This window comes from Arsenicicoccus sp. UBA7492 (assembly GCF_002479615.1).
GTDB classification, from domain to species: domain Bacteria; phylum Actinomycetota; class Actinomycetes; order Actinomycetales; family Dermatophilaceae; genus Arsenicicoccus; species Arsenicicoccus bolidensis.
Genome location: NZ_DLOE01000028.1, coordinates 105,878 through 127,421 on the forward strand (window position 1 = coordinate 105,878; position 21,544 = coordinate 127,421).

Sequence of the window (21,544 nt, forward strand, 5' to 3'; positions counted from 1 at the left end):
AGGGCCCCTCGCACGCATTGTTACCAGCCAGTAGGGTGTGCCCACCTGCAGCGCCGCGACGCGGCCCGACGAGAGGCACACGATGGCAAGGACGCCGTTCGCACCCAGGGTCAGCCTGGTCACCGGGTGAGCCGCCGGCATCGGTCGGGCGCTCGCGGTCGAGATCGGGCGACGAGGTTCGCGGGTGGTGATCGCCGACATCGACGCCGCTGCAGCGGAGCGCACCGCCGCGGAGCTCAGGGCGGACGGGCTCACCGTGACGGCGCGGGGCGTCGACGTGGCCGACGCCGCCGCCATGGACGACCTGGTCCGCGAGGTCGTGGCGACGGAGGGTCGCCTCGACGCGATGGTCAACAACGCCGGCATCCTCGTCAACGGCCCGTTCGAGGAGTTCGACGACCACCACTGGCGTCGCGCCCTGGACGTCAACCTGCTCGGCGTGGTCAACGGCTCCCGCGCCGCGCTGGCGGTGATGCGCGAGCAGGGGAGCGGCACCATCATCAACACGGGTTCCCTTGCAGGGCTGATGGTCTCGCCGCGGATGCTGCCCTACACCGTGAGCAAGCAGGCCGTCGTGGCGTTCTCCCGCGGGCTCGCCCTCGAGGTGGCCGCCCAGGGGATCGGGGTGCACGTCTTCTGCCCGGCGTTCGTCGACACCAAGCTGCTGGACGAGCCCTACGACGCCACGACGCACGCGGGCGACTTCCGCCGCTACGCCAGGACCCTGCAGCCGCGGCTCACCACGCCGGAGACGGTGGCGCGCAGGGCGATCCGCGGCGTGGAGGCCGGGAGCACCGTCATACCGGTCGGTCTGCTCGCCCAGGCGCTGTGGCGCTCGGACCGGTTCCTGCCCGGCCTGACCGACCGCGGCTCGCGGCAGGCCTGCGAGCGCCAGGACCGGATCACCCACGAGGGGGAGCGATGAGCACCGTCGTCATCGGCGCGGGCCCCGGCGGGCTGGCGGTCGCGGCGGCCCTGCAGCAGCGCGGCGAGACCGTGACCGTGGTGGACAAGGCTGCAGCAGTGGGGAGCTCGTGGCGCGGTCACTACGACCGGCTGCACCTGCACACCCCGCGCGAGCTGTCCGGCCTGCCGGGCTATCCGTTCCCGCGCAGGTTCGGCCGGTGGGTGTCGCGCGACGACGTCGTGCGCTACCTCGAGCTGTATGCCGCCCACCACCGCCTCGACGTCCGCACCGGCGTCGAGGTGACCGATCTCGCTCAGCAGCACGGCGGTTGGACCGTCACGACGGCGGACGGCGGGAGGTTGGATGCCGAGAACGTCGTCGTGGCAACGGGATACAACAACACGCCCGCCATGCCCACCTGGCCGGGGACGGAGTCGTTCACGGGCGAGATCATCCACGCGTCCGCCTACCGCAACGGCGAACCCTGGCGCGGCAGAAGCGTGCTCGTCGTGGGGATCGGCAACACCGGCGCGGAGATCGCCACCGACCTGGTCGAGCACGGAGCCGGTCCGGTGTGGATCGGCGTCCGCACCCCGCCCTACATCCTGGTGCGCGACCGCGGCCCCATGACCGCCAACCTGCTTGGGATCATGGTGCGGCACCTGCCGGTTCGCGTGGTGGACCTGCTCCAGGACCGCATGCTGCGGCTGGAGACGCCCGACCTGTCCGCCCACGGCCTGCCGCGCCCGTCGGGCGGCCTCTACTCCAAGGTCCTCGCCGGGACCATCCCCGTCCAGGACGTCGGGATCGTCGGCTCGATCCAGAGCGGATCGGTGGTCCCCGTGAAGAGCCCGGCGCGCTTCGAGGGCGACGAGGTCGTGCTGACCGACGGCTCGCGGCTGCGCCCCGACGCGGTGGTCGTGGCAGCCGGCTACCGCCAGAACCTCGAGCCCCTCGTCGGTGACCTCGGCGTCCTGGACGCCCGGGGGCTCCCGCGCTCGCACGGCGCGGAGCCCGCGCTCCCGGGGCTGTACTTCACCGGCTTCACCAACCCCATCTCGGGGATGTTCCGCGAGCTGCGGATCGACGCCACCCGCATCGCCCGCGCCATCCGGCCAGACCGGCGCGCGGCGCGCGGGTCACGAGGAGCCCAGCAGCGCGCTGACCCGGTCGCTGCTGCGCCTGGCCGCGTCCGTGGTGACGAGCAGGGCCACGACGACCAGGGCGATGCCGCACGCCAGCATCACGTGCCAAGCCGTGTGCGAGGCGATCGCGAGGCTGCTCGTCCCTGAGCCCAGCGCGGAGAAGGTCAGCGTCCCGAAGAGCGCGACCCCGAGGGCCGTGCCCACCTGGCGCGAGGTCGACGCCACGGCGGACGCGACACCCGCCTGGTGCCGGGGCATCCCTGTGACGGCGGCGTTGGTGATGGGGGCGTTGAGCAGACCGAACCCGCGGCCGAACAACGCGTAGGCGGCGAGCAGGACGAGCGTGTCGGTGGTCGCCGTCAGGGATCCGAGCACCGCCGCCGATCCGGCGATCCCGATCCCGGCCAGCACCATCGGCGCCCGAGGCCCCCGCGCACCGACCATCCGCCCCGACACCGGCGACAAGAACCCGGTGGCCAGGGCCATGGGCAAGGTCATCAGCCCGGCGTGCAGGGGTGACAGGCCACGCTCGGCCTGGAGGTACAACGTGTTGACCAGCAGAAACCCGGACTGCGCGGCGAACCCGACGACGGCGGACAGGACGGCGCCGCTGAAGGGGATGCTGAGGAAGAACCTCGGGTCGATCAGCGGCTCGGGCAGGTGCAGCTCGACCACCACCAGGGCCATCAGCGACCCGGCCGCCGCGGCCAGGCAGGCCAGCACCACGATCGAGGTCCACCCCGCCTCGCGACCCTCGATCAGGGCGAAGGTCACCGTGGCCAGGACGATCATGACGAGCAGCTGCCCGACCGGGTCGAGGCGACGTGGCCGTGGGGAGCGCGACTCGGGCACGTAGCGCGCAGCCAGGACGAACGCGGTCAGGGTGACCGGGACGTTCATCCAGAAGACCGCCTCCCACCCCAGGGTCTGGACGAGCACGCCGCCGACGACGGGCCCGAGTGCCATCGACAGACCGATCGTGCCGCCCCAGAACCCGATGGCCTGGGCGCGCTCGCGCGCATCGGTGAAGGTGGTGGTGATGATCGACATCGCGACGGGGTTCATCATCGAGCCCCCGACCGCCTGGAGGACGCGGGACGCGATCAGCATGTCCCCCGAGGTGGCGAAGGCGCACCAGGCCGACCCGATGCCGAAGGTCACGAGGCCGGTCTGGAAGACGCGTCGGCGGCCCACGCGGTCGGCGATCGATCCCGACAGCATGAGCAGGCTGGCCAGCACGACCGTGTAGGAGTCGAGGATCCACTGCAGGTGGGAGTCGGAGACGTGCAGGTCGCGCTGGATCGACGGCAGGGCGAGGTTGAGCGCGGAGATGTCGAGCCCGACGACGAAGATGCTCAGGCAGCAGATGGCCAGGACGAGCCATCGGCTGGAGGAGTCCTGACGGGAGCGGCGGGCCGTGGCGGCCGGCGCGCTCACCGGTGTCCCTGCACCTTCGCGAGCAGGGTGTGCAGCGTGGACAGCTCGGTCGGGGACAGGGCCTCCAGGCCGGGGACGGGGCCGGGCAGGGCCCGGATGTCGTCCATGAGCGCGCGTCCTTGCGGCGTGACCGTCACGATCTTGCGCCGGCCGTCCGACTCGTCGGGCTCCTTGCGGACCAGGCCCCGGTCGGCGAGGTCGCTCACGATCAGGCTGGCCGCGGGTGCGTCGACCCCCAGCTCGGCCGCCAGGCCGGCACCGCTCATGGGCCGGCGCTCGATCCGCCGCAGGGCGCGGAACCGGCTGAAGGGAAGCCCCATCCGCTCGACGACCAGCGGCTGCCAGAGGTGCCGATGGTCGGTGAACACCGCCGCCAGCAGGGTCCAGACCTCGGCCGTCGTGACCGTCTTAGTTGTATTCATGCAACCATTGTATACCTACAACCACCGATGACGGCGGAGACGTCATACGGCCAGGTGGGGGACCGGGCTGGAGCGCCGCACCGAGAGGACCCGCCAGCTGGGTGCTCTCGACTGGGCGAGGCGCCACAATGGCGCGTGCGACCTGAGCCCACAGGTCCGACGGACGGAGACCCGATGACGCAGCACAGCGCCGACCACCACGACCTGATCCGCGTGCACGGCGCGCGGGAGAACAACCTCAAGGACATCAGCGTCGAGCTGCCGAAGCGCCGGCTGACCGTCTTCACCGGGGTGTCCGGGTCGGGCAAGAGCTCGTTGGTCTTCGCGACCATCGCGGCCGAGTCGCAGCGCATGATCAACGAGACCTACAGCGCCTTCCTGCAGGGCTTCATGCCCTCCCTCGCGCGCCCGGACGTGGACCACCTCGAGGGCCTGACGACGGCGATCCTCGTCGACCAGGAGCGCATGGGCGCCAACATCCGCTCGACCGTCGGCACCGCGACGGACGCCAACGCCCTGCTGCGAGTTCTGTTCTCCCGGTTGGGGACCCCGCACGTCGGCTCGCCGCAGGCGTACGCGTTCAACATCCCCTCGGTGTCCGGGGCCGGCGCGGTCACCATCCAGACCGGCGCCAAGAAGGGCACCAAGGAGAAGCGCACCTTCTCGATCACCGGCGGCATGTGCCCCGAGTGCGAGGGGACCGGCAAGGTCTCGGACTTCGACCTGACAGCGGTGTATGACGAGACCCGCTCCCTCGCCGACGGGGCGATCCTGGTCCCGGGCTACAGCATGGACGGGTGGTACGGCCGGATCTTCTCGGGCTTCGGCTTCGACATGGACAAGCCGATCGCGCGGTTCACCCAGAAGGAGCTGCAGGACCTGCTCCACAAGGAGCCGACCAAGATCAAGGTCGAGGGCATCAACCTGACCTACGAGGGCATCATCCCGCGCATCCAGAAGTCCATGCTGTCCAAGGACCGCGAGGCCATGCAGCCGCACATCCGGGCCTTCGTCGACCGGGCGGTCGTCTTCCAGGACTGCCCCGCCTGCGACGGCACCCGCCTGGCGCAGCACGCGCTCGACTCGCGCATCGACGGCGTCAACATCGCCGAGTGCTGCGCCATGCAGATCACCGACCTCGCGGCCTGGGTGCGCGGGCTGAAGCACCCCCAGGCGGCGCCGCTCCTCACGGGGCTGCTGCACCTGCTCGACTCGTTCGTCGAGATCGGGCTGGGCTACCTGTCGCTGGACCGGCCCGCCGGGACGCTGAGCGGGGGAGAGGCCCAGCGCACCAAGATGATCCGCCACCTCGGGTCGTCGCTGACCGACGTCACCTATGTCTTCGACGAGCCGTCGATCGGCCTGCACCCGCACGACATCCAGCGGATGAACGAGCTGCTGGTGCGGCTGCGCGACAAGGGCAACACCGTGCTCGTCGTGGAGCACAAGCCCGAGATGATCGCGATCGCGGACCACGTCGTCGACCTGGGCCCGGGCGCCGGAGCCGCAGGAGGCGAGGTGTGCTTCGAGGGCACCGTCGCCGGGCTGCGGCGCAGCGGCACGCTGACCGGACGCCACCTGGACGACCGGGCACGGCTCAAGGAGACCGTGCGGGAGTCGTCGTCGACCTTCCCGATCCGAGGTGCCTCGACCCACAACCTGCAGGACGTCGACGTCGACGTCCCCCTCGGCGTGCTGTGCGTGGTGACCGGGGTCGCCGGCTCGGGCAAGTCGTCGCTGATTCACGGGTCGCTGCGCGGCGACGAGGTCGTCGTCATCGACCAGATCGCCATCAAGGGCTCGAGGCGGTCCAACCCGGCGACCTACACCGGTCTGCTGGAGCCCGTCCGCAAGGCCTTCGCCAAGACGAACGGCGTCAAGCCCGCTCTCTTCTCGGCGAACTCGGAGGGCGCCTGCCCGAGCTGCAAGGGGGCGGGCGTGGTCTACACCGAGCTCGGCTTCATGGACACCGTGTCGACGCCCTGCGAGGTGTGCGAGGCCAAGGGCTTCCAGCCCGAGGTGTTGGAGTACCACCTCGGCGGCAAGGACATCGCCGAGGTCATGGCGATGTCGGTGGCCGAGGCGTGCGCGTTCTTCGCCGAGGGGGACGCCCGGATCCCGGCCGCGCACACGATCCTGCAGCGGCTCGAGGACGTGGGCCTCGGCTACCTGACGATCGGTCAGCCGCTCACCACCCTGTCCGGCGGCGAGCGGCAGCGACTCAAGCTCGCCTCGCAGATGGGGGACAAGGGCACGACCTACGTGCTCGACGAGCCGACCACCGGCCTGCACCTGGCCGACGTCGAGAACCTCCTCGGCCTGCTCGACCGGCTGGTCGACGGTGGCAAGTCGGTGGTCGTCATCGAGCACCACCAGGCCGTCATGGCCCACGCGGACTGGATCATCGACCTGGGTCCGGGCGCGGGGCACGACGGCGGACGCGTCGTCTTCGAGGGCACGCCCGCCGAGCTCGTGCGCCGGCGGGACACGCTGACCGGCAAGCACCTGGCCGAGTACGTCGGCGCCTAGGCTTGATCCATGGACAGCCGCAGCAAGCAGCAGGTCAAGGACGACCTCATCGCCTACCTCCGGACGCGTCTTGCCGCCGGCACCTCGAGCACGGCGCAGCAGGCGGCCGCCGGTGCGGGTGCGCCCGACGAGCGACGGGTCGACGACGACTCCCAGCGGGACGAGGCGGGCGACCTGCACGACATCTTCGGCCGGGCGGACGCCCAGGAGCGGCTCGACCTCAAGGAGGCCCGGTCCCTGGACGTGTCCGAGCGCGACGTCGTGGGGCCGGGCGCGATCGTCGAGCTGGACGGGCAGCACTACGTCATCGGTGTGCCCACGGACGCCTTCGAGTCCGGCGGGATCACCTACGAGGGCATGGCGACCGACGCCCCGATCTATGACCTGATCCACGGGTTGCGGGCCGGCGACACCTTCACCTTCGGCGGGCAGGACCAGACCATCACCTCGGTCGACTGACCCCGCCCGTCGGGCGGTTGCATTCGTCCACGGCGCCCGAGTGGGTTAGGCTGGCCGCGTTGTTGAAGTTGATGTGCACAGCAAGGCGGTGCTGATCCACACGGGATCGAACCGTATTTCTGAGCCTGTCCGTGACAAGCATCATCGACATCGCGCGTCCCCGAGGTCCGGGTGACCGCCCTCAGAAAGAGGTTCTGACATGGCAACTGGCACCGTGAAGTGGTTCAACGGCGAGAAGGGCTTCGGCTTCATCGCCCCCGAGGACGGCTCTGCTGACGTCTTCGCGCACTTCTCCGCGATCAACTCGACCGGCTACCGCTCGCTCGACGAGGGCGCCAAGGTCGAGTTCGACACCGAGCAGGGCCCCAAGGGTCTGCAGGCGTCGAACATCACCGTGATCGGCTGATCACCACGCACCTAGGCTCACCAGCCTGACGAGAGGCCCCCGCCACCACTGGTGTCGGGGGCCTCTTGCTGCCCGGACGTCGTACGCCGATGCCCGGCGGCTCAGCGGCTCCCCGCCTCGGCGGGCGGTTGCGGCATACCCACGCGCAGCCGGTCGCTCAGGAACGCGAGGATCTCGTCCCGCGCGACCACCGTGGGGTGGCCGGCCTCGTCGACGAGGTGGGCGGTGACCACGCTGTGGGGCGTCTGCACCACGTGCTCGAAGAACGGTGGGGGAGCAGGGTTGGCGGCGGCGCCAGGCAGCACGCGCCCGTCGAAGGCGTCCCCCAGCAGCCGGCGGTAGGCCGCGAACCGCTGTCCGGTGCACCACCGGTCGTCGTCGAAGCGGTAGGCCAGGACGGTCAGTCCGTCCCGGTCCACCCGCTCGCGGACAGCGGCCTGGTCCGCCTCGTCCAGCTCCACCCGCCGGGGTCGTCCAGCGGCAGGGACGGGTGGTTGACCACCGGCGCGACCACCGCCGGCTCTAGGGTCATGGTGAGGGCGAAGTTCCCGGTGAAGCACAGGCCCACCGCCCCGACACCCGGTCCGCCGCACTCGGCGTGCGCGACCCGGGCCAGGCCCCGCAGCCAGACGGTCACCGGGCTCGTGCCACCCCCGGCGAACGCCCGGAACTCCTTGCTGACGCAGGCCCGCTGGGCCACCTCGTAGCCCTCCGCCGTGGGGTAGGCGCCGTCCCGCCCGAACAGCGACGGGACGTAGACGGTGAACCCCGCGTCCCGGATCCACCGCGCCAGCCGCAGCACGTCGGGGCTGATGCCCGGCATCTCCGGCATCAGCACGACCGCCGGCCCGCGACCCGCGACGAGGACGCGCTTGACGACGCCGTCCACCGCGACCTCCCGGCGGGCGAAGTCCTCGTGCGGGTCGTCCCGATCGTCCCGGCCGGGCGTGCTGTCACGAGTGTCCGACGTCGTCATGCCTCCAGCCTGAACGAGCGGGCACCGCAAGGACAGCGGCGGGATCGCCATACGCTGGGGTGATCTCGCCACGACGCCGAGGAGGGGCCATGGCCGCACTGCGCATCGGGGTGCTCGCGCATCCGGGCTGCTTCGCGTCCGAGGTGTATGGCGTGCCCGACCTGCTGACGATGGCGAGCCGTGTGGCGCGGGGGAGCGGCGAGGCCGGGTATGCCGTGTCGGTGGTCTCGCCGCGCCGCAGGGTGGTGGCCTCCGGCGGGACACCGATCGCGGTGTCGGGCGACCTGGACGTGGACGTGCTGGTCGTGCCGGGCTTCGAGGCGCCCGACGTCGCCGGGCTCCGGGAGCACGTCACGACGCTCGGTCCGGAGGCCGACGTCGTGTCCGCGCACGCGGCGGCCGGGCGGGCCGTCGTGTCGATCTGCGTCGGTGCCTTCGTGCTGGCCGAGGCCGGCGTGCTGGCCGGTCGTCGGGCCACGACGTCCTGGTTGTTCGCCGACGAGCTCGCCCGGCGCTGCCCGGACGCCGACGTGGTGCCCGCCGAGCTGGTCGTGACGGACGCCGGGGTCACGACCACGGGCGCCTTCAGCGCGATGTACGACTTCGCCCTCGGCCTGATCGCCGAGCACGACGGCCCGCGCGTCGCCCGAGCCACGGCCCGCATCGCCCTGCTCGACGGGGCCAGGACCTCGCAGGCCCCGTATGTCGACACCGCGCTGCTGCCACGACCAGGAGAGACCTTCTCCGACAGGGTGATTCGCCACCTCGAGCAGACGCTGGCGGAGCCGTACGACCTGGCGAGGCTGGCCGACGCCCTGCACGTCAGCACCCGCACCCTGCTGCGACGCGTCGCGGCCGAGACCGGGCAGAGTCCACTGCAGCACCTGCAGACGGCGCGCGTGCAGCGAGCGCGCCACCTCCTGGAGACGACCGACCGCACGGTGGCGGAGGTGGCCAGGACGGTGGGCTACCGCGACCCGGGGGGCTTCGCTTCGGTGTTCGCCCGCAGCACCGGGCTGCGCCCCCGCGACTACCGCGCGGCCTTCGGCCGAGCCACCTCTAGCTGAGCGGATTCGGGCCGAGCACGATCACGCGAAGTCCACCGCCTGCGCGAGGTCGGTGCGCTCCGGGATCGGCAGGTCGTCGACGCCTCCTGCAGCCCGAGCCGCCTGCAGGAGCGCGAGCGCGATGTTGGGTCTGCGTACCGCTGTGGTCACGATGTCGCGGATCTCGGCCTCCAGGGAGCGTCCATGCTCCGCGGCCTGGGCAGCGAGCTGCTCCTGCACTGATTGGTCAAGACCGCGTATGACGATTGATTCCATGGGCCCACCTCCCACGTGTGATGGGGCTGACGATGTCGCTAGCTTCTTGAGACGATCCCGGCATGAGGAACGGCCACAGGCCCGGTGCCTGGCAGACGCTGCTGACCTTCCGGCCCGCGGCGATGAGGCGGCGCAGCACGGCGCTGCTCGTCGCACCTGCCTGGGCGGGCCTGGTCGTCGCAGCGCGATCGGACGGCCGGTCGAGGGACTCCTGGTGGCGCTGGGCAGCTACGTCGTCCTGTTCGGGGGCGGGCGTCCGGTGGGGGAGCGGGTGCGTGCCTACCTGATCTCTGCCATCGGTCTCGTGCTGGCGGTGGCCTCGGGCATGGTGGTCGGTGGCTCGACCTGGTGGACGCTGGCGGCATACCTCGTGGTGTCGGTGGTGGCGGTGCTGGTCACACGGCCGCGTGGCTGCTGGACCAGGACGGCTCGGCCTTCATCGTCCACTCCAGCCCCGACAACTACGCCAACATCCCGACGCGCTACGCGCCGAACGGTCCGGACCAGGCCACCCGGTCGACCGGTGACGCCGGCACCCGCCAGGCCTGCGGGGTCGTGCGTCGACGCTGAGCGCGGGGGCAGGCCTCGCCGTCTCCGTGTTCTCGGCCGCGGGAGTCCGCGACGGCTCGGTCCGAGACGTCGCGGAGCGAGCCGGTATGACGCACGCGGGGCTGCGGCATCACTTCCCGACGAAGCTGGACCTGCTGCAGGCCGTGCTCACGTGGCGGGACCAGGACGCCCTGCAGCGCCTCGACGCGCTGCACGTGGACGGGGTGGACGTCATACGGGCCTGGCTGGCCGAGGTGGGACGAAGCCGGGACACGCCCGAGCTCGTCGACCTGCACGTGACCCTGTCGGCGGAGGGGACCTCCGTCGACCACCCGCTGCACGAGTACTTCGTCCGGCGCTACGACCGGCTCGTGGTCGGGTTGCGGCAGGCCCTGGAGCTGGCCGAGTCGCGCGGGGAGCTGCTGCCCGACGTGGACTGCGAGCACGCCGCGCGCATCCTGATCGCCGTGACCGACGGGCTGCAGGTCCAGTGGCTCCTGGACCGGGAGTCGGTCGACATGGTCGCGATGCTGCGCCGCCACCTCGGATCGATCGTCGCCGTCCCCTTGTGAGCGCGACCGGCGTCAGGGCTGGCGTCTCCCCCTGCACCTCCTTACTCTTGTGTAAGGAGGTGCACATGTCGACTGCCACGATGACGAGCAAGGGTCAGATCACCATCCCCAAGGACGTCCGGGAGGAGATGGGCCTGACGCCCGGCACCACGGTGACGTTCACCCGCAACGAGAGTGGGGACTACGTCCTGACGACGCGACGGCACAGCGTCCTTGATCTGTTCGGGACGTTGAGGGGTGACGGACCGCCGGCCACCCTGGACGACATGGACGAGGCGATAGCCGCCGCAGCGGGGGAGTCCATGCCGTGATCGCCGTTGACACCAACATCCTCGTCCGGTTCCTCGCCGGCGACGATCCGCACCAGAGTCAGCTCGCCCGAAGGGTGATCGCAGACGCGTCACCGCAGGATCCGCTCTTCGTGGGCTCCGTCGCGCTGGTGGAGACGTGGTGGGTCATGCGGCAGGTCTACCGAGCGTCCGCGGACCAGATGCTCGACGCCATCCGCCGCCTGTCCATCGATGACGCTCTGGTCCTGCAGGACCGGAAGGCACTGGCCTCCGCGTTGGCGGCCGTCGCCGAAGGCGCGGACTTCGCGGACGCGCTCATCGCCGCCGTCGCCCGCACGCACGGGTGTCGAGAGACCCTGACCTTCGATCGCAAGGCGGCAGCACGAGCCGGCATGACGCTCCTGGAGGACCTCGACAAGACCTAGGGCTTGCGAACCCCGCCGACCGCGTCATACGGGCAAGCGGTTCAGATGCGCCGCACAGCGGACATGTCGGCGCAGACGACGCCCGGGTTTCCGTCCTGGTCGGCGAGCACGGTGAGACCAGGCGCATCGGTGTCGTCGACGACGGTTCCCCCTGCAGCGATGGCGGCGGCGACCCGTCTCTCGACCACCTCGGGCGCCACGTAGACCTCGACATGGAAGCGCTGCTGCGGCTCCTTGCCCTCGTCGACGTCCTGCTTGGTCACCCATTGGACGACGTGCTCGGTGCCTTCGTCGTCCCGATAGATGGCGTCGTCGCTGACCAGCCTGAGGTCGACGTAGCCGGGGCCGATCGACACGATCGGGTGATGCCCAAGCTCATCGCCGGCCCGGCCAGCGGCCACGACAAAGCTTGCGCCGGTGGAGAATTCGCTGACCAGATAACGGGCGTGGAGGCCCTGGGCGAGCTTGCGCCCGTCGGTGAGGTCGGCCTGGGCGATCTGCTCGCCGCGCATCATGTCCATGAGCAGACGCTAGCGATGGCGCAACAAAGATCAAGGCTTGACCGGATCACCGGGCTGTGCGGCCGGCCCCACACCGATGGTGACGGCGCCACGTCGGTGCTCGATGCACAGGACCAGGACGTCGTGATAATCAGCCCTTGGGCGCCAGCGGTGATGGCGCCCCTTCCAGCCTCACACTCAAAACGCCGATAATCCACATTATGTCACAAGGGACTTTCATGTTGCACTTGAGGTGGCTCTCGACGACGGCGACGATTCGGCTGGGCGGGGTGATCGTCTCGATCAATGCCTGGCCGACCTGGAGGCTCGCCATCTGGCCAAGCAGCGCGGGAGCTGGCGAGCGAGCGATGTCAGCCACGCATGACGGGTCGGTGAGCAAGGGCGCCAACCACACGGCTGGCACGGAGCCGTCGGCCGCCCACGCTGCGGCATACGTACCGAGGGACTTGCCGATCACGAGGCGGTGTGTGGCGAAGGTCGTCCTCTCCCCTAGCTCACGCACCGCGGTCGCGACCACTGCACGGCGAGCCGCGTCGTCGAGGTCCTACAGCTGCCAAACAGCATGGACGGTCCAGCCCGCGAGCGCGAGGGCCCGGAGGGGAAGAGCCAGACCTGGCCTGTCGACCGAGTAGCCACGACCTGCAGGACCAATGCACACCGGCGCGGATCCGCTGCGGGCTGGTTTCCCTTCCACGACTGGGTCTTCACTGTCGCCAACCGAGCAGGCTACTCGCCGTCTGTGGGTGGCAGCACAGGTGAGTCGAGGCGGGCCATGGCGTCGTACTCCGGGCTGCCCGGCTCGGCGTGGTAGGTCATCATCGTCAGCCCGCCCTCCCCCTCGATCCGCAGGACCTGGTAGTCGACGGTGAGCTCGCCGACGAGGGGGTGGAGCAGCCGCTGCGAGCCCGTGACGTAGAGGCCGACGTCATACCGGTCCCACAGTCGGCTGAATTCGGGGCTCGTCCGGCGAAGGTCGGTCACCAGGGCGGCCACGTCGGCAGCGTTGGGCTCGGTCGAGGCCAGACGCCGCAGGGCCGACACGAGTCCCGCAACCTGAGCCTCCCAGTCGACGTAGAGCTCACGCGCCGCCGGGTGCAGGAAGCCGTAGCGCGCCGCATTGCGCTCGGCCTCGGGCCAGTCGGACAGTCCGGCGAGCAGGCGCAGGCCGGACGGGTTCCACGCCAGGTAGTCGCCGATGCGGTTGGTGACGAACGACGGGAGTGGACGCAAGGCGTCAAGCATGCGGATGACACCCGCCGGGACGTCGGACCCGACGGTGACGTTGTCCGCGAGGTCCATGCGGTCGGCCTGCTGCGCCAGCTCGCGCAGGTGGTCGCGCTCGGCGTCGTCGAGCAGGAGCGCCCGCGCCAACGACTCGACCACCGCCGGGCTCGGGCGCCGCTCCTTGCCGCGCTCCAGGCGGATGTAGTAGTCGTTGCTGATGCCGGCCAGCGCAGCCAGCTCCTCGCGTCGCAGACCGGGGGTACGGCGCATCCCGATTCCTCGGCGCAGCCCGGCCTGCTCGGGAGCCAGGCCGTCGCGGCGTGCCTTGAGGAAGGCGCCGAGCGGCGACTCGTGGCGGGGGCGTGAGGGCATGCCAGCCATTCTCGCCGTGGCTGGGGAGGTGTGCCACTCCCCCGAACACGCCGGTCTTCCTCGACTCCACGAGCGACGGGAGGCTCGAGTCATGACGACCACATCCACTCGCGGGGCTACGGCGATGCTCGTCACCGTCCTCACGATCGGCGCCGGAGTCCGGTGACCAGGCCACCACGGCGGCACCAACCAGCGCGAGCTCCAGCCCCAGCACCAGTACTGCTTCGAGCCAGGAGCCGACACCCGAGGAGACGTCGATGTCCGAGAACCTGAGTCAGCGCGACCGCGAGGCGATCGCGGCCAATGTCCAGGCCCGCCAGCGTGCCATGGTCGACGGGGACACAGCAGAGCTCCGGGAGCTATCGGCGCCCGACTCCCGCTCCGAGCACATCTCGGGCTATGACCAGCCGCGCGAGGAGTGGTTCGACCAGATCGAGTCGGGCTACTTCGACTACCACACCATCGACGACGACTCGATCGACATCACGCCGGTCGCAACGGACGCGGTGAGGGTGGTGACCCGCAGGACGATCGACGTCACCATCGCTGGGTCGCGGAACACGTGGCGGCTCGAGTCGACCGCCGACTACGTCAGGGTGGACGGTCGCTGGCTGTCGGGCAACAGCCGCTCGCGGATGCTGTAGGACTCCCCTGGCCAGACCCCGCGAGTCAGCCGCGCTTGGGGTGGATCGCCTTGTCGACCTGGCTCGCCGGATTCTCAGCGGCCTTCTTCTCGCGCCGCTTCTCCTTGAGGGACTTGGTGCTCTTCTGCGACAACGAGTGCCGCGGGGACTTGTCGGACATGGCCACTCCCTAGCGGAGCCAGCGGCTCCTTCCCCTGACCGTACGCCTGTCATGGGTCAGGCGGTACCCCCGACGCGCGGCGCACCCGCCTCGCCCCAGCGCGGTCCCTCGATGGGCACACCTCTTGCGCTGAATACGACCGTATGCAGCAGGGCGAATACGCTCGTATTCACTAGCCAAGGTGGTCACCACCGCCACCACTCCCCTGGCCGGCGTCGCGGCGTGACTACCCTGGACGTCATGCCCCTCACGCAGCGGCAGGCGGAGCTCGCCGACGCCGCCCTCGCGATCGTCGCGCGGGACGGCAGCGCGGCGGTCAGCTTCCGCACGATCGCCGCGGAGTCCGGCTGGTCCCTCGGGGCGGTGCAGCGAGCCTTCGCCAGCAAGGGCGAGACTGAGGCCGCCATGCTCGAGCGGCTCCGCGCCGGGGTCGGCACGCCTCCGGGGGAGCCCGGCCGGCCGACGCTGCAGACCTGGCTCGTGGAGCTCGTCGTCTCGACCCTCCCCCTGGACGAGCGGCGACGAGCCCTGACGCTGCAGGGCGCTGCCTTCGCCGAGCGTGCGGCACACGACAGCTCCATCGGTGCCACCATCGCCGCCGGCGACGACGAGATCCGTGGGCTGCTCGCCTCCCTCGTCAGCCGCGCCACGGCGGAGGGCGAGATCGGCCGCGACATCGATCCGGACGCCACCGCTCACCTCGTCCTCGCCCTGGCGCAGGGCCTCGCGGCTCAGCTGCTCTACCAGCCTCTCGACGAGGACGAGGTGCGCCCGCTCGTCCACACCGCCGTCGGGCGCCTCCTCGGGCACCCCTCCTAGCAGCAGGGTCAGCCCCACGACGTCCTCAGCGGGGCGAGGGTCGTTCCTGCCGCAGCTCGGAGGCCGCCGCCCTGACGGCAGTCATCAGGTCCTGCAGCACCGCCTGCACCTCGTCCGGATCACGCTCCAGGTGAGCAAGGACGCGCACGTAGCCCAGGCCGAAGGCGTCATACGCGCGGTCGTGGATCCGCTGCCCCGCACGGGTCAGCCGCACCTCCTGCCGGCGCTGGTCCGTCCGGCCGCGCTCCTTGACGACCCACCCCCTCCTGGCGGCCGACGCCAGCCAGTCGGACATCGTCGTGAGCGGTATGCCGAACCGCCCCGCCAGCTCGGTCGCCGTCGTCCCCGGGGTGAGCAGGATCGCGCTCAGCATCGCGTAGTCGGGACCATCCAGCTCCAGGTCGGCCAGGGCCACGGCCATCAGCTCGCCGACCGCTCGATCCAGCACGAATGCGTCGAGGAGCGGAGTGCTGCGGAGCGGCCTGACCTGCATGGACGGATGCTACCCCGAGACAATGCTACGGATCCGGAGTATCTTGTCGGCATGTCGCGACGCCGCCGTTCGACCCTGGCCGTGATCACCCTGGCCCTCGTGGCCGCGTGCGCGGACGGCGCAGGCTCGGCCGGCCCCAGCACGGGCCCGTCCTCCAGCGGAGCGGGCGGAGGATCGACGAGCACCACTGCGGCGCAAGGCCCCTCGGCCCTCCCCACGCTGTCAATCCCCGGCCTCCGGACGGCCGTCGTGACGGACCAGCTGGCCGTGCCCCGCCGGGTCGTGCGCCTCGACCGGACCCGCCGCCTCGTCCAGGACCAGGTCGGCACGATCCGCGTGCTGCAGGGCGACGTGCTGCGCGCCCAGCCGTTCCTGGACGTGCGGGCCAGCACGCTCGGCCCCAGCTCGAGCTCGCTGGAGCTGGGCCTGGCGGGGTTCCAGCCGGCACCCGACTTCGCGACCTGGACCACGATCAGCCTGCCGATCACGACGGGCGGCAAGCTGTGGGACCTCACCACCGACGGGGAGCACCTCTATCTCATGCTGGCCACCCCCGGTGGGCCCGCTGGGACGATGCTGCGAATCGAGCGGGCCTGACGTCGCCGTCATCACCGTCCCGCCTCGCGCAGGGCATCCTGGACCAGACACCCAGGAGGCAGAGGCACCGTGCCCGACGACACCAGCTCCCGCGAGCACAGGCCGGGGCGGCGCGCCGTCCTCGTCGGCGGCGCCGCGACGCTCGCGACCGCCGCGGCCCTGTGGGCAGCACGAGATCCCTTGCAGGAGACCGTGGACCAGCTGTCAGAGAGCGACCCGTCGACGCCGTCGGGCGATCCGACCGGCGTCGCGTCCGAGCAGCTGCCGCGCCTCGATCGGCTGGCTGGCGCCCGCCTCTACTACGAGGTCTCCGGGACACCGACGGGGTTCCGGATCGAGCCTGCGTTCGCCCAGCGGCTGTCCGACACCCTGGCCCGGCACTGGACCTACCTGCCCGCACCGCCACCGGCCCAGCTCTGGTCGTATGGCGCCTGGGTCAGGGCCGAGGACCGCCCTCGCCTCTCGTGGCACCACGCCGGACGCGCCTTCGACCTGGCCCGGGTCCGCACCGGTGCAGGTCAGGAGCTGGTCAGCTGCCGCTACGACCTGTGGCAGAGCGCCACCGGCGGGGAACGGGCCGCGCGCGAGCGCTCGTACTGGCGCCTCGCCGCCAGCCTGCACCACGACTTCGCCTCGGTCCTGACCTATCTCTACGACCAGGCGCACCACAACCACATCCACGTCGACGACGGCCGCTCCGGTCCCGCCGGCAGCGCCTTCTCCCCCGGCTCGCGCGTGCAGGTCCAGGCCGTACAGGCCATGTGCCGTCACGTCTGGGGCCTCGACATACAACCGACCGGGTCCTGGGACGACGACACGCGGTCGGCGACGCAGGACGTCCTCGAGCGCGTGGGCGTCGGCGGCCGGCTCACGCAGGGGCAGAGCCACTGGCGGGCCTTCCTCGACGCGACGGCGCGGCAGGCCTGACGCGCCTGCCCCTCCCCGCACCGGCAGGCGGTCACACCTGGGCTGATCCCGGAGTCACTACCCATGACGGACCACGTGATGGGAGTGTGACGACCATGGACCAGACGGACGCCTTCGAGGCGGTGCGGCCGCGGCTGCTGCGGATCGCGGGCGGGGTGCTCGGGGACCGCGCCGAGGCCGAGGACGTGGTGCAGCAGGCGTGGATCCGACTGCAGGGCACCGACGCCGACATCGACAGCCTGACCGCCTGGCTCACCACCGTGACCACGCGACTGTGCCTGGACCGGCTGCGGGCCCGCACCCCCCTGCCCGTCGACGACCTCGAGCTCACCGCCACCGCGCCCGACCCGGCCGACGAGGTCGCCCTCGCCGACACCGTCGGTGTGGCGCTGCAGGTCGTCCTCGACCGGCTGACCCCGGCAGAGCGGGTGGCGTTCGTGCTGCACGACACCCTCGCGATCGACTTCCCCACGATCGCGGCGATCCTCGGCACGACCCACGCGGCCGCTCGCAAGCTGGCCTCCCGTGCGCGACGCAAGGTCACGCAGCCCCGGGCCGAGGAGCGACGCGCCGACTGGGAGGTCGTGGACGCCTTCCTCGCCGCGGCCCGCGAGGGTGAGTACGCCCGGCTCCTCGAGCTGCTCGCGCCCGACGCGGTCGTGGCCGCCGACGCGGCCGCCATCACCGCGGGCACCCCCACCCGGCTGGAGGGCCGCCGGGCCGTGGCGGAGATGTTCGACGGGGCCGCCAGGGCCGCGCTGCCCACCCTCCTCGAGGGCCGCCCCGGCGCGGCGTGGTACCACCGCGGCGAGGCGCGGGTCGCCTTCGACTTCACGATCGTCGACGGGCTGGTGCACCGCATCGACTTCCGGGCCGACCCGGCCGTCCTGGCAGCCCTGACCCGTCGTTGACGCCCGGCGGTCACACTCGGCCGCCGCCTGTCGTCACCAGAGCATCACCGCACCATCACAGCGACCAACAAGGAGCACGATCGTGAAGACCGTGAAGAACATGACCTGCCGCCAGCTCGGCGGACCCTGCGACACCACCCACACGGGCGAGACCGCCGACGACGTCATCCACGCCCAGGACCAGCACCTCAAGGACGCCGTCGCCGGCGGCGACACCGCCCACGAGGAGGCCGCCCGCGAGATGCGGGGACGCTGGAAGAACCCCGTCAAGGGCATGGGGTGGTACCGCGACGCCAAGAAGGCCTTCGCCGCGCTTCCCGAGGGCTGAGCCCTGCGCCGCAGCTGTTGCTAGCGTCGGAGGCGTGACCCTGCTGCGTCCGATGACGCTCGCGCGGCGGCCTGCCACAGGTGCATGACGGCGTAGGACCGCCATGGCGCCCAGGACTCCGCCCGCCGGGCCAGGACCCGGTGCGCCTCGCGTGTGGGCACGGGGGCCCGGAGCATGCCCAGCGAACGGGCGCCGGCCACCAGGGCCACGTCGGTGGAGAGCCAGGCGTCGGGGTCGCCCAGCACGCGCATCGCGACGTACGCAGCGGTCCACGGACCGATCGACGGTCGCTGGACCAGGCTCTCCCGCAACAGGACCGGGTCCGTCGCGCGGTCGATCACGAGTGCACCGGAGGCCAGGTCACGAGCGGCCGTCAGGACAGCTGCCGTGCTGCGTCCCGGCAGCCGGAGCGGACGCTGCGGGTCCGGAGCCGTCCCGGGCACCGGATCGGGGACGACCTCGGCGATCTGGGTCGGGGTGGGAAACAGCCTATCCAGACCCGGGACTCGCGCGTCGTATGCCGAACCGCCCGCCTGGACAAGGCGACTCAGGTGCGTCCGGGCCGCGGCGACGGAGATCTGCTGGCCCACGACGGCACGCACCAGCAGCTCGGCGGCGTCGACCGAACCGGGTACCCGGATGCCCGGCACGTCTCGAACCGCCAACGACAGCAACGGGTCTCGCGCCAGCGCAGCGTCGGCGGCGATCGCGTCGTGGTCGAGGTCGAGCAGTCGCCGTGCCGCGTCCACGAGCTCGGACTCCTGCGCTCCGCCGGACGTATCGACCTGCACCTCGAGTCGCCAGCCCGCGCCGGCGGCACGGGCCGAGACGCCGAGAGTGCCTGTGCCAGAACGTGTCCGGAGCGTCCGGGCATAGGTCAGCCGGTCGCCCGCCAGGTGGGCGACCTCCACGCCCGGCACGGCGCGAGCGGCCAGGAAGGCGAAGACGCCGGGCGCGTCATACGGCTCGTGCACGCCCAGGTCGACGACCGCTCCCCCGGTCATCCCACGGGCCATCCCGTCGGCCGCGCCCCTCCCGGCCGTCGTCACCCGGGGGTCACCACGCCGTTCTCGTAGGCGAACACGACGGCCTGGGCGCGGTCGCGCAGCGCGAGCTTGGTCAGGACCTTGCTGACGTGCGTCTTGACCGTCTGGTCCGAGAGGTAGAGGCGGGCGGCGATCTCGGCGTTGGACATGCCGGTGGCGACCAGCTCGAGGATCTCGCGCTCGCGGCCGGTCAGCCGCGCGAGGGAGCCCGTGGCGGCCCGTCGCGGGGGTCGGCGCCGGGTCACCTCCTCGATCAGCCGGCGGGTGATCGAGGGCGCGAGCAGCGACTCCCCCGCCGCGACGACCCGCACGGCGCGGACCAGCTCGTCGGCGGGGGCGTCCTTGAGCAGGAAGCCGCTGGCGCCCAGCCGCAGCGCCTCGTAGACGTAGTCGTCGATGTCGAAGGTCGTGAGCATGAGGATCCTCGACGGCGGGTCAAGTCGTCGCGAGACGATCTCGGCGGTGGCCTCGAGGCCGTTGAGCACGGGCATGCGGACGTCCATGAGGACGACGTCGGGCCGCAGCCGCACGACCTCGGAGACCGCCTCCCGGCCGTCCGCGGCGTGGCCGACGACCGTGAGGTCCCGCTGGGCGGCGAGCAGCGCGCCGAAGCCCTCGCGGACCATGGCCTGGTCGTCGGCGATCAGCACGGTGACTGGCACGGTCACAGCCTAGGCCTCGTCCCGGACGGTGGCCCGGGCCGGCAGCGTGGCCCGCACCTCGAACCCGCCGTCCTCCGACGGCCCGGCGCTCAGGGAGCCCCCGACCGAGGCGGCCCGGAACTGCATGCCCAGGATGCCGTTGCCCGCGTGCGTCCCCGGCTCCGGCGTGCGGGACGAGAGCCCGTTGCGGACGCGCACGACGACGGTCGGACCGAGGTCCAGGTCCACCTGCACCTCGGCGCCCGGTGCGTGCCGCGAGGCGTTGGCCAGAGACTCCTGCAGGATGCGATAGGTCACCATCGCGGTGGCCGTCCCGCACCCGTCCGGATCGCCCTCGACGTCCCAGCGCAGGTCCAGCCCCGCCTCGCGCGCCTCCCGCAGCAGCTCGAGGGCGTCGGCGATGCCGGGCTGCGGGACGTCCTCGGCCAGCTGCCCGTCGCTGCGCAGCACGCCCAGCAGCCCACGGACCTCGTTGAGGGCCTCCCGGGCCTGGTCGGCGATGGCGGTGAACTCGACGGACACCTGCGGATCCACCCCGCCGAGCCGGTATGGCGCGCTCTGGGCCTGCACGACGACCATCGACATGCGGTGGGCGACCACGTCGTGCAGGTCGCGGGCGATGCGGGTGCGCTCCTCGGCGATCGTGCGGCGAGCGCGCTCGAGCTCGCCGAGCTCGGTCTGCTGGGCCAGCTCGCGCTGGGACCGCAGCAGCCAGCGGGCGAGCAGGCCCACGCCGAGGACCGCCGTCAGGCCGAAGACCCAGCCGGGGGCGAGCTCTCCCGGCAGGAAGGCGATGCACAGGGCGGTGGTGGCGACCCAGGTCGTGACCAGGGCACGCCGGCTCTCCCGGACCCCGACGGCCACGAGCAGGGCCAGCAGCACCAGGAACGCCGTGACCTGCCACGGGAAGTCGTAGCCGGGCTGGCGGCGGAACAGCACCGGCACCACCATGCCGCCCGCGCACCACAGCGCCCACCCCAGGAAGGGATGGCGTCGCAGCAGCAGGAGCGGTGCGACCCCGGCAGCGGCGACGACCGGACGCAGGCTCGTCGGCACGTCGTGCGTGAGCGACAGGGTCGGCCACGCGATCGTGAACAGCAGCAGGGTGAGGGCCCACAGCCAGTAGGACAGGGCCCGCACGCTGACCGCCGAGATCCGACGGATCCCGCCGCGGGCCAGCCTCGCCGGGGCGCGCGGCGGCGCTGGGCGCCTCCACGGCCGTTCACGCGTCCTGGTCACGCTTCGACAGTACGCACGGACGGCGGCCGCGTCGTCATACCGGCGGGTGAGACAGGACCGACCCTCCACGGTGAGAGGGCTCGCCCACCCCGCCGCAGCGGCGGGCCGCTCACGGCACTCGCGGGCGATCCGCCGCTCGGTCGCGAATTCCTAGCGTCACAG

28 protein-coding genes and 1 pseudogene are annotated in these 21,544 nt (G+C 71.6%); 16 read left to right on the top strand and 13 right to left on the bottom strand.

Annotated features, from left to right (window positions below; all coding sequences use genetic code 11):
* Positions 1 to 139: 139 nt before the first annotated feature.
* Positions 140 to 925, top strand: a complete 786-nt coding sequence (locus B4E97_RS08215; protein WP_286955966.1) for an SDR family NAD(P)-dependent oxidoreductase — start codon at positions 140 to 142, stop codon at positions 923 to 925.
* The gene (locus B4E97_RS08220) at positions 922 to 2,199 is read left to right on the top strand and encodes a flavin-containing monooxygenase (RefSeq protein ID WP_286959464.1); all 1,278 of its coding nucleotides are present in this window, start codon (positions 922 to 924) and stop codon (positions 2,197 to 2,199) included. Before B4E97_RS08215 ends, B4E97_RS08220 begins: the two co-directional genes overlap by 4 nt.
* A gap of 30 nt (positions 2,200 to 2,229) precedes the next feature.
* Here B4E97_RS08220 and B4E97_RS08225 read toward each other — a convergent pair.
* A pseudogene (locus B4E97_RS08225) lies at positions 2,230 to 3,489 on the bottom strand (MFS transporter); the annotation flags it as partial.
* A complete protein-coding gene (locus tag B4E97_RS08230; RefSeq protein WP_034251664.1) occupies positions 3,486 to 3,911 on the bottom strand; it encodes a MarR family winged helix-turn-helix transcriptional regulator in 426 nt (141 codons plus the stop codon). The pseudogene B4E97_RS08225 and the gene B4E97_RS08230, both read right to left, overlap by 4 nt.
* A 174-nt stretch (positions 3,912 to 4,085) precedes the next feature.
* Between B4E97_RS08230 and B4E97_RS08235 the strand changes: the two genes are divergently transcribed.
* The 3 genes from B4E97_RS08235 to B4E97_RS08245 all read left to right on the top strand — a co-directional run bounded on the left by B4E97_RS08235 (position 4,086) and on the right by B4E97_RS08245 (position 7,305).
* Entirely contained in the window at positions 4,086 to 6,440 is a 2,355-nt protein-coding gene (locus tag B4E97_RS08235; protein ID WP_286959465.1) for an excinuclease ABC subunit UvrA, read from the top strand.
* A 9-nt stretch (positions 6,441 to 6,449) separates the two neighbouring features.
* Positions 6,450 to 6,899 (top strand): hypothetical protein, encoded by a 450-nt coding sequence (locus B4E97_RS08240; protein WP_286959467.1) that lies wholly within the window; start codon positions 6,450 to 6,452, stop codon positions 6,897 to 6,899.
* Between the two features lie 199 nt (positions 6,900 to 7,098).
* Positions 7,099 to 7,305: a cold-shock protein gene (locus tag B4E97_RS08245; RefSeq protein ID WP_019285853.1), complete on the top strand. Its 207-nt coding sequence runs from the start codon at positions 7,099 to 7,101 to the stop codon at positions 7,303 to 7,305.
* Positions 7,306 to 7,406: 101 nt separating this feature from the next.
* Here B4E97_RS08245 and B4E97_RS08250 read toward each other — a convergent pair whose 3' ends face one another.
* Entirely contained in the window at positions 7,407 to 7,766 is a 360-nt protein-coding gene (locus B4E97_RS08250; protein WP_286959468.1) for a hypothetical protein, read from the bottom strand.
* Positions 7,706 to 8,281: a dienelactone hydrolase family protein gene (locus B4E97_RS08255; RefSeq protein WP_286959469.1), complete on the bottom strand. Its 576-nt coding sequence runs from the start codon at positions 8,279 to 8,281 to the stop codon at positions 7,706 to 7,708. Before B4E97_RS08255 ends, B4E97_RS08250 begins: the two co-directional genes overlap by 61 nt.
* 89 nt (positions 8,282 to 8,370) lie before the next feature.
* Here B4E97_RS08255 and B4E97_RS08260 point away from each other — a divergent pair, with 89 nt between their 5' ends.
* A complete protein-coding gene (locus B4E97_RS08260) occupies positions 8,371 to 9,348 on the top strand; it encodes a GlxA family transcriptional regulator (protein ID WP_286959471.1) in 978 nt (325 codons plus the stop codon).
* Between the two features lie 21 nt (positions 9,349 to 9,369).
* Here the strand turns inward: B4E97_RS08260 and B4E97_RS08265 are convergent, their stop codons facing one another.
* Entirely contained in the window at positions 9,370 to 9,603 is a 234-nt protein-coding gene (locus B4E97_RS08265) for a FitA-like ribbon-helix-helix domain-containing protein (protein ID WP_239264970.1), read from the bottom strand.
* 348 nt (positions 9,604 to 9,951) lie between these two features.
* On the opposite strand from B4E97_RS08265, the gene B4E97_RS08270 reads away from it, so the two are divergent.
* From B4E97_RS08270 to B4E97_RS08285, 4 genes are all read left to right on the top strand, one after another.
* The gene (locus B4E97_RS08270; protein ID WP_286959472.1) at positions 9,952 to 10,173 is read left to right on the top strand and encodes a superoxide dismutase family protein; all 222 of its coding nucleotides are present in this window, start codon (positions 9,952 to 9,954) and stop codon (positions 10,171 to 10,173) included.
* Positions 10,174 to 10,199: 26 nt separating this feature from the next.
* A complete protein-coding gene (locus B4E97_RS08275) occupies positions 10,200 to 10,724 on the top strand; it encodes a TetR/AcrR family transcriptional regulator (RefSeq protein ID WP_029210613.1) in 525 nt (174 codons plus the stop codon).
* A gap of 65 nt (positions 10,725 to 10,789) precedes the next feature.
* Complete coding sequence (locus tag B4E97_RS08280; RefSeq protein ID WP_029210612.1) at positions 10,790 to 11,035, top strand: AbrB/MazE/SpoVT family DNA-binding domain-containing protein; 246 nt, start codon at positions 10,790 to 10,792, stop codon at positions 11,033 to 11,035.
* Complete coding sequence (locus B4E97_RS08285) at positions 11,032 to 11,439, top strand: PIN domain-containing protein (protein WP_019285841.1); 408 nt, start codon at positions 11,032 to 11,034, stop codon at positions 11,437 to 11,439. The genes B4E97_RS08280 and B4E97_RS08285 overlap by 4 nt, the downstream gene beginning before the upstream one ends.
* A gap of 41 nt (positions 11,440 to 11,480) precedes the next feature.
* Here the strand turns inward: B4E97_RS08285 and B4E97_RS08290 are convergent, their stop codons facing one another.
* From B4E97_RS08290 to B4E97_RS08300, 3 genes are all read right to left on the bottom strand, one after another.
* Positions 11,481 to 11,960, bottom strand: coding sequence for a VOC family protein (locus B4E97_RS08290; RefSeq protein WP_286959475.1), 480 nt, complete (start codon positions 11,958 to 11,960; stop codon positions 11,481 to 11,483).
* 130 nt (positions 11,961 to 12,090) lie between these two features.
* Positions 12,091 to 12,417 carry a hypothetical protein gene (locus tag B4E97_RS08295; protein WP_286959476.1) on the bottom strand — a complete coding sequence of 109 codons (327 nt, stop codon included), beginning with the start codon at positions 12,415 to 12,417 and terminating at the stop codon, positions 12,091 to 12,093.
* A 269-nt stretch (positions 12,418 to 12,686) separates the two neighbouring features.
* Positions 12,687 to 13,556, bottom strand: coding sequence for a helix-turn-helix transcriptional regulator (locus B4E97_RS08300; RefSeq protein WP_286959477.1), 870 nt, complete (start codon positions 13,554 to 13,556; stop codon positions 12,687 to 12,689).
* Between the two features lie 257 nt (positions 13,557 to 13,813).
* On the opposite strand from B4E97_RS08300, the gene B4E97_RS08305 reads away from it, so the two are divergent.
* The gene (locus tag B4E97_RS08305) at positions 13,814 to 14,200 is read left to right on the top strand and encodes a nuclear transport factor 2 family protein (RefSeq protein WP_286959453.1); all 387 of its coding nucleotides are present in this window, start codon (positions 13,814 to 13,816) and stop codon (positions 14,198 to 14,200) included.
* A gap of 25 nt (positions 14,201 to 14,225) precedes the next feature.
* Here the strand turns inward: B4E97_RS08305 and B4E97_RS08310 are convergent, their stop codons facing one another.
* Positions 14,226 to 14,360: a hypothetical protein gene (locus B4E97_RS08310; RefSeq protein WP_019285838.1), complete on the bottom strand. Its 135-nt coding sequence runs from the start codon at positions 14,358 to 14,360 to the stop codon at positions 14,226 to 14,228.
* 240 nt (positions 14,361 to 14,600) lie between these two features.
* Between B4E97_RS08310 and B4E97_RS08315 the strand changes: the two genes are divergently transcribed.
* Entirely contained in the window at positions 14,601 to 15,179 is a 579-nt protein-coding gene (locus B4E97_RS08315) for a TetR/AcrR family transcriptional regulator (protein WP_286959446.1), read from the top strand.
* Between the two features lie 25 nt (positions 15,180 to 15,204).
* Here the strand turns inward: B4E97_RS08315 and B4E97_RS08320 are convergent, their stop codons facing one another.
* On the bottom strand, positions 15,205 to 15,672 hold the full coding sequence (locus B4E97_RS08320) for a MarR family winged helix-turn-helix transcriptional regulator (RefSeq protein ID WP_286959438.1): 468 nt from the start codon (positions 15,670 to 15,672) through the stop codon (positions 15,205 to 15,207).
* 51 nt (positions 15,673 to 15,723) lie between these two features.
* Here B4E97_RS08320 and B4E97_RS08325 point away from each other — a divergent pair, with 51 nt between their 5' ends.
* The 4 genes from B4E97_RS08325 to B4E97_RS08340 all read left to right on the top strand — a co-directional run bounded on the left by B4E97_RS08325 (position 15,724) and on the right by B4E97_RS08340 (position 18,435).
* A complete protein-coding gene (locus B4E97_RS08325) occupies positions 15,724 to 16,269 on the top strand; it encodes a hypothetical protein (protein WP_286959437.1) in 546 nt (181 codons plus the stop codon).
* A gap of 69 nt (positions 16,270 to 16,338) precedes the next feature.
* Positions 16,339 to 17,196: a hypothetical protein gene (locus B4E97_RS08330; protein WP_286959479.1), complete on the top strand. Its 858-nt coding sequence runs from the start codon at positions 16,339 to 16,341 to the stop codon at positions 17,194 to 17,196.
* A gap of 95 nt (positions 17,197 to 17,291) precedes the next feature.
* Positions 17,292 to 18,107, top strand: coding sequence for a sigma-70 family RNA polymerase sigma factor (locus tag B4E97_RS08335; protein ID WP_019285836.1), 816 nt, complete (start codon positions 17,292 to 17,294; stop codon positions 18,105 to 18,107).
* Between the two features lie 82 nt (positions 18,108 to 18,189).
* Entirely contained in the window at positions 18,190 to 18,435 is a 246-nt protein-coding gene (locus tag B4E97_RS08340) for a hypothetical protein (protein ID WP_286959480.1), read from the top strand.
* 20 nt (positions 18,436 to 18,455) lie between these two features.
* Here B4E97_RS08340 and B4E97_RS08345 read toward each other — a convergent pair whose 3' ends face one another.
* Genes B4E97_RS08345 through B4E97_RS08355 form a run of 3 tightly spaced genes read right to left on the bottom strand, consistent with a single transcriptional unit; the run spans position 18,456 to position 21,382 of the window.
* Positions 18,456 to 19,439 carry a DNA-3-methyladenine glycosylase family protein gene (locus B4E97_RS08345; protein WP_286959481.1) on the bottom strand — a complete coding sequence of 328 codons (984 nt, stop codon included), beginning with the start codon at positions 19,437 to 19,439 and terminating at the stop codon, positions 18,456 to 18,458.
* Positions 19,440 to 19,480: 41 nt separating this feature from the next.
* Complete coding sequence (locus tag B4E97_RS08350; RefSeq protein WP_029210605.1) at positions 19,481 to 20,143, bottom strand: response regulator; 663 nt, start codon at positions 20,141 to 20,143, stop codon at positions 19,481 to 19,483.
* Positions 20,144 to 20,152: 9 nt separating this feature from the next.
* Complete coding sequence (locus tag B4E97_RS08355) at positions 20,153 to 21,382, bottom strand: sensor histidine kinase (RefSeq protein WP_084412469.1); 1,230 nt, start codon at positions 21,380 to 21,382, stop codon at positions 20,153 to 20,155.
* Between the last annotated feature and the right edge of the window lie 162 nt (positions 21,383 to 21,544).

Coding starts and splice junctions, on each gene's coding strand:
- B4E97_RS08230 (WP_034251664.1), bottom strand. CDS start 3,911: ATGAATACAACTAAGACGGTCACGACGGCCGAGGTCTGGACCCTGCTG.
- B4E97_RS08345 (WP_286959481.1), bottom strand. CDS start 19,439: ATGACCGGGGGAGCGGTCGTCGACCTGGGCGTGCACGAGCCGTATGAC.
- B4E97_RS08235 (WP_286959465.1), top strand. CDS start 4,086: ATGACGCAGCACAGCGCCGACCACCACGACCTGATCCGCGTGCACGGC.
- B4E97_RS08325 (WP_286959437.1), top strand. CDS start 15,724: ATGTCGCGACGCCGCCGTTCGACCCTGGCCGTGATCACCCTGGCCCTC.
- B4E97_RS08220 (WP_286959464.1), top strand. CDS start 922: ATGAGCACCGTCGTCATCGGCGCGGGCCCCGGCGGGCTGGCGGTCGCG.
- B4E97_RS08245 (WP_019285853.1), top strand. CDS start 7,099: ATGGCAACTGGCACCGTGAAGTGGTTCAACGGCGAGAAGGGCTTCGGC.
- B4E97_RS08300 (WP_286959477.1), bottom strand. CDS start 13,556: ATGCCCTCACGCCCCCGCCACGAGTCGCCGCTCGGCGCCTTCCTCAAG.
- B4E97_RS08260 (WP_286959471.1), top strand. CDS start 8,371: ATGGCCGCACTGCGCATCGGGGTGCTCGCGCATCCGGGCTGCTTCGCG.
- B4E97_RS08310 (WP_019285838.1), bottom strand. CDS start 14,360: ATGTCCGACAAGTCCCCGCGGCACTCGTTGTCGCAGAAGAGCACCAAG.
- B4E97_RS08290 (WP_286959475.1), bottom strand. CDS start 11,960: ATGGACATGATGCGCGGCGAGCAGATCGCCCAGGCCGACCTCACCGAC.
- B4E97_RS08265 (WP_239264970.1), bottom strand. CDS start 9,603: ATGGAATCAATCGTCATACGCGGTCTTGACCAATCAGTGCAGGAGCAG.
- B4E97_RS08305 (WP_286959453.1), top strand. CDS start 13,814: ATGTCCGAGAACCTGAGTCAGCGCGACCGCGAGGCGATCGCGGCCAAT.
- B4E97_RS08320 (WP_286959438.1), bottom strand. CDS start 15,672: ATGCAGGTCAGGCCGCTCCGCAGCACTCCGCTCCTCGACGCATTCGTG.
- B4E97_RS08240 (WP_286959467.1), top strand. CDS start 6,450: ATGGACAGCCGCAGCAAGCAGCAGGTCAAGGACGACCTCATCGCCTAC.
- B4E97_RS08315 (WP_286959446.1), top strand. CDS start 14,601: ATGCCCCTCACGCAGCGGCAGGCGGAGCTCGCCGACGCCGCCCTCGCG.
- B4E97_RS08255 (WP_286959469.1), bottom strand. CDS start 8,281: ATGACGACGTCGGACACTCGTGACAGCACGCCCGGCCGGGACGATCGG.
- B4E97_RS08280 (WP_029210612.1), top strand. CDS start 10,790: ATGTCGACTGCCACGATGACGAGCAAGGGTCAGATCACCATCCCCAAG.
- B4E97_RS08335 (WP_019285836.1), top strand. CDS start 17,292: ATGGACCAGACGGACGCCTTCGAGGCGGTGCGGCCGCGGCTGCTGCGG.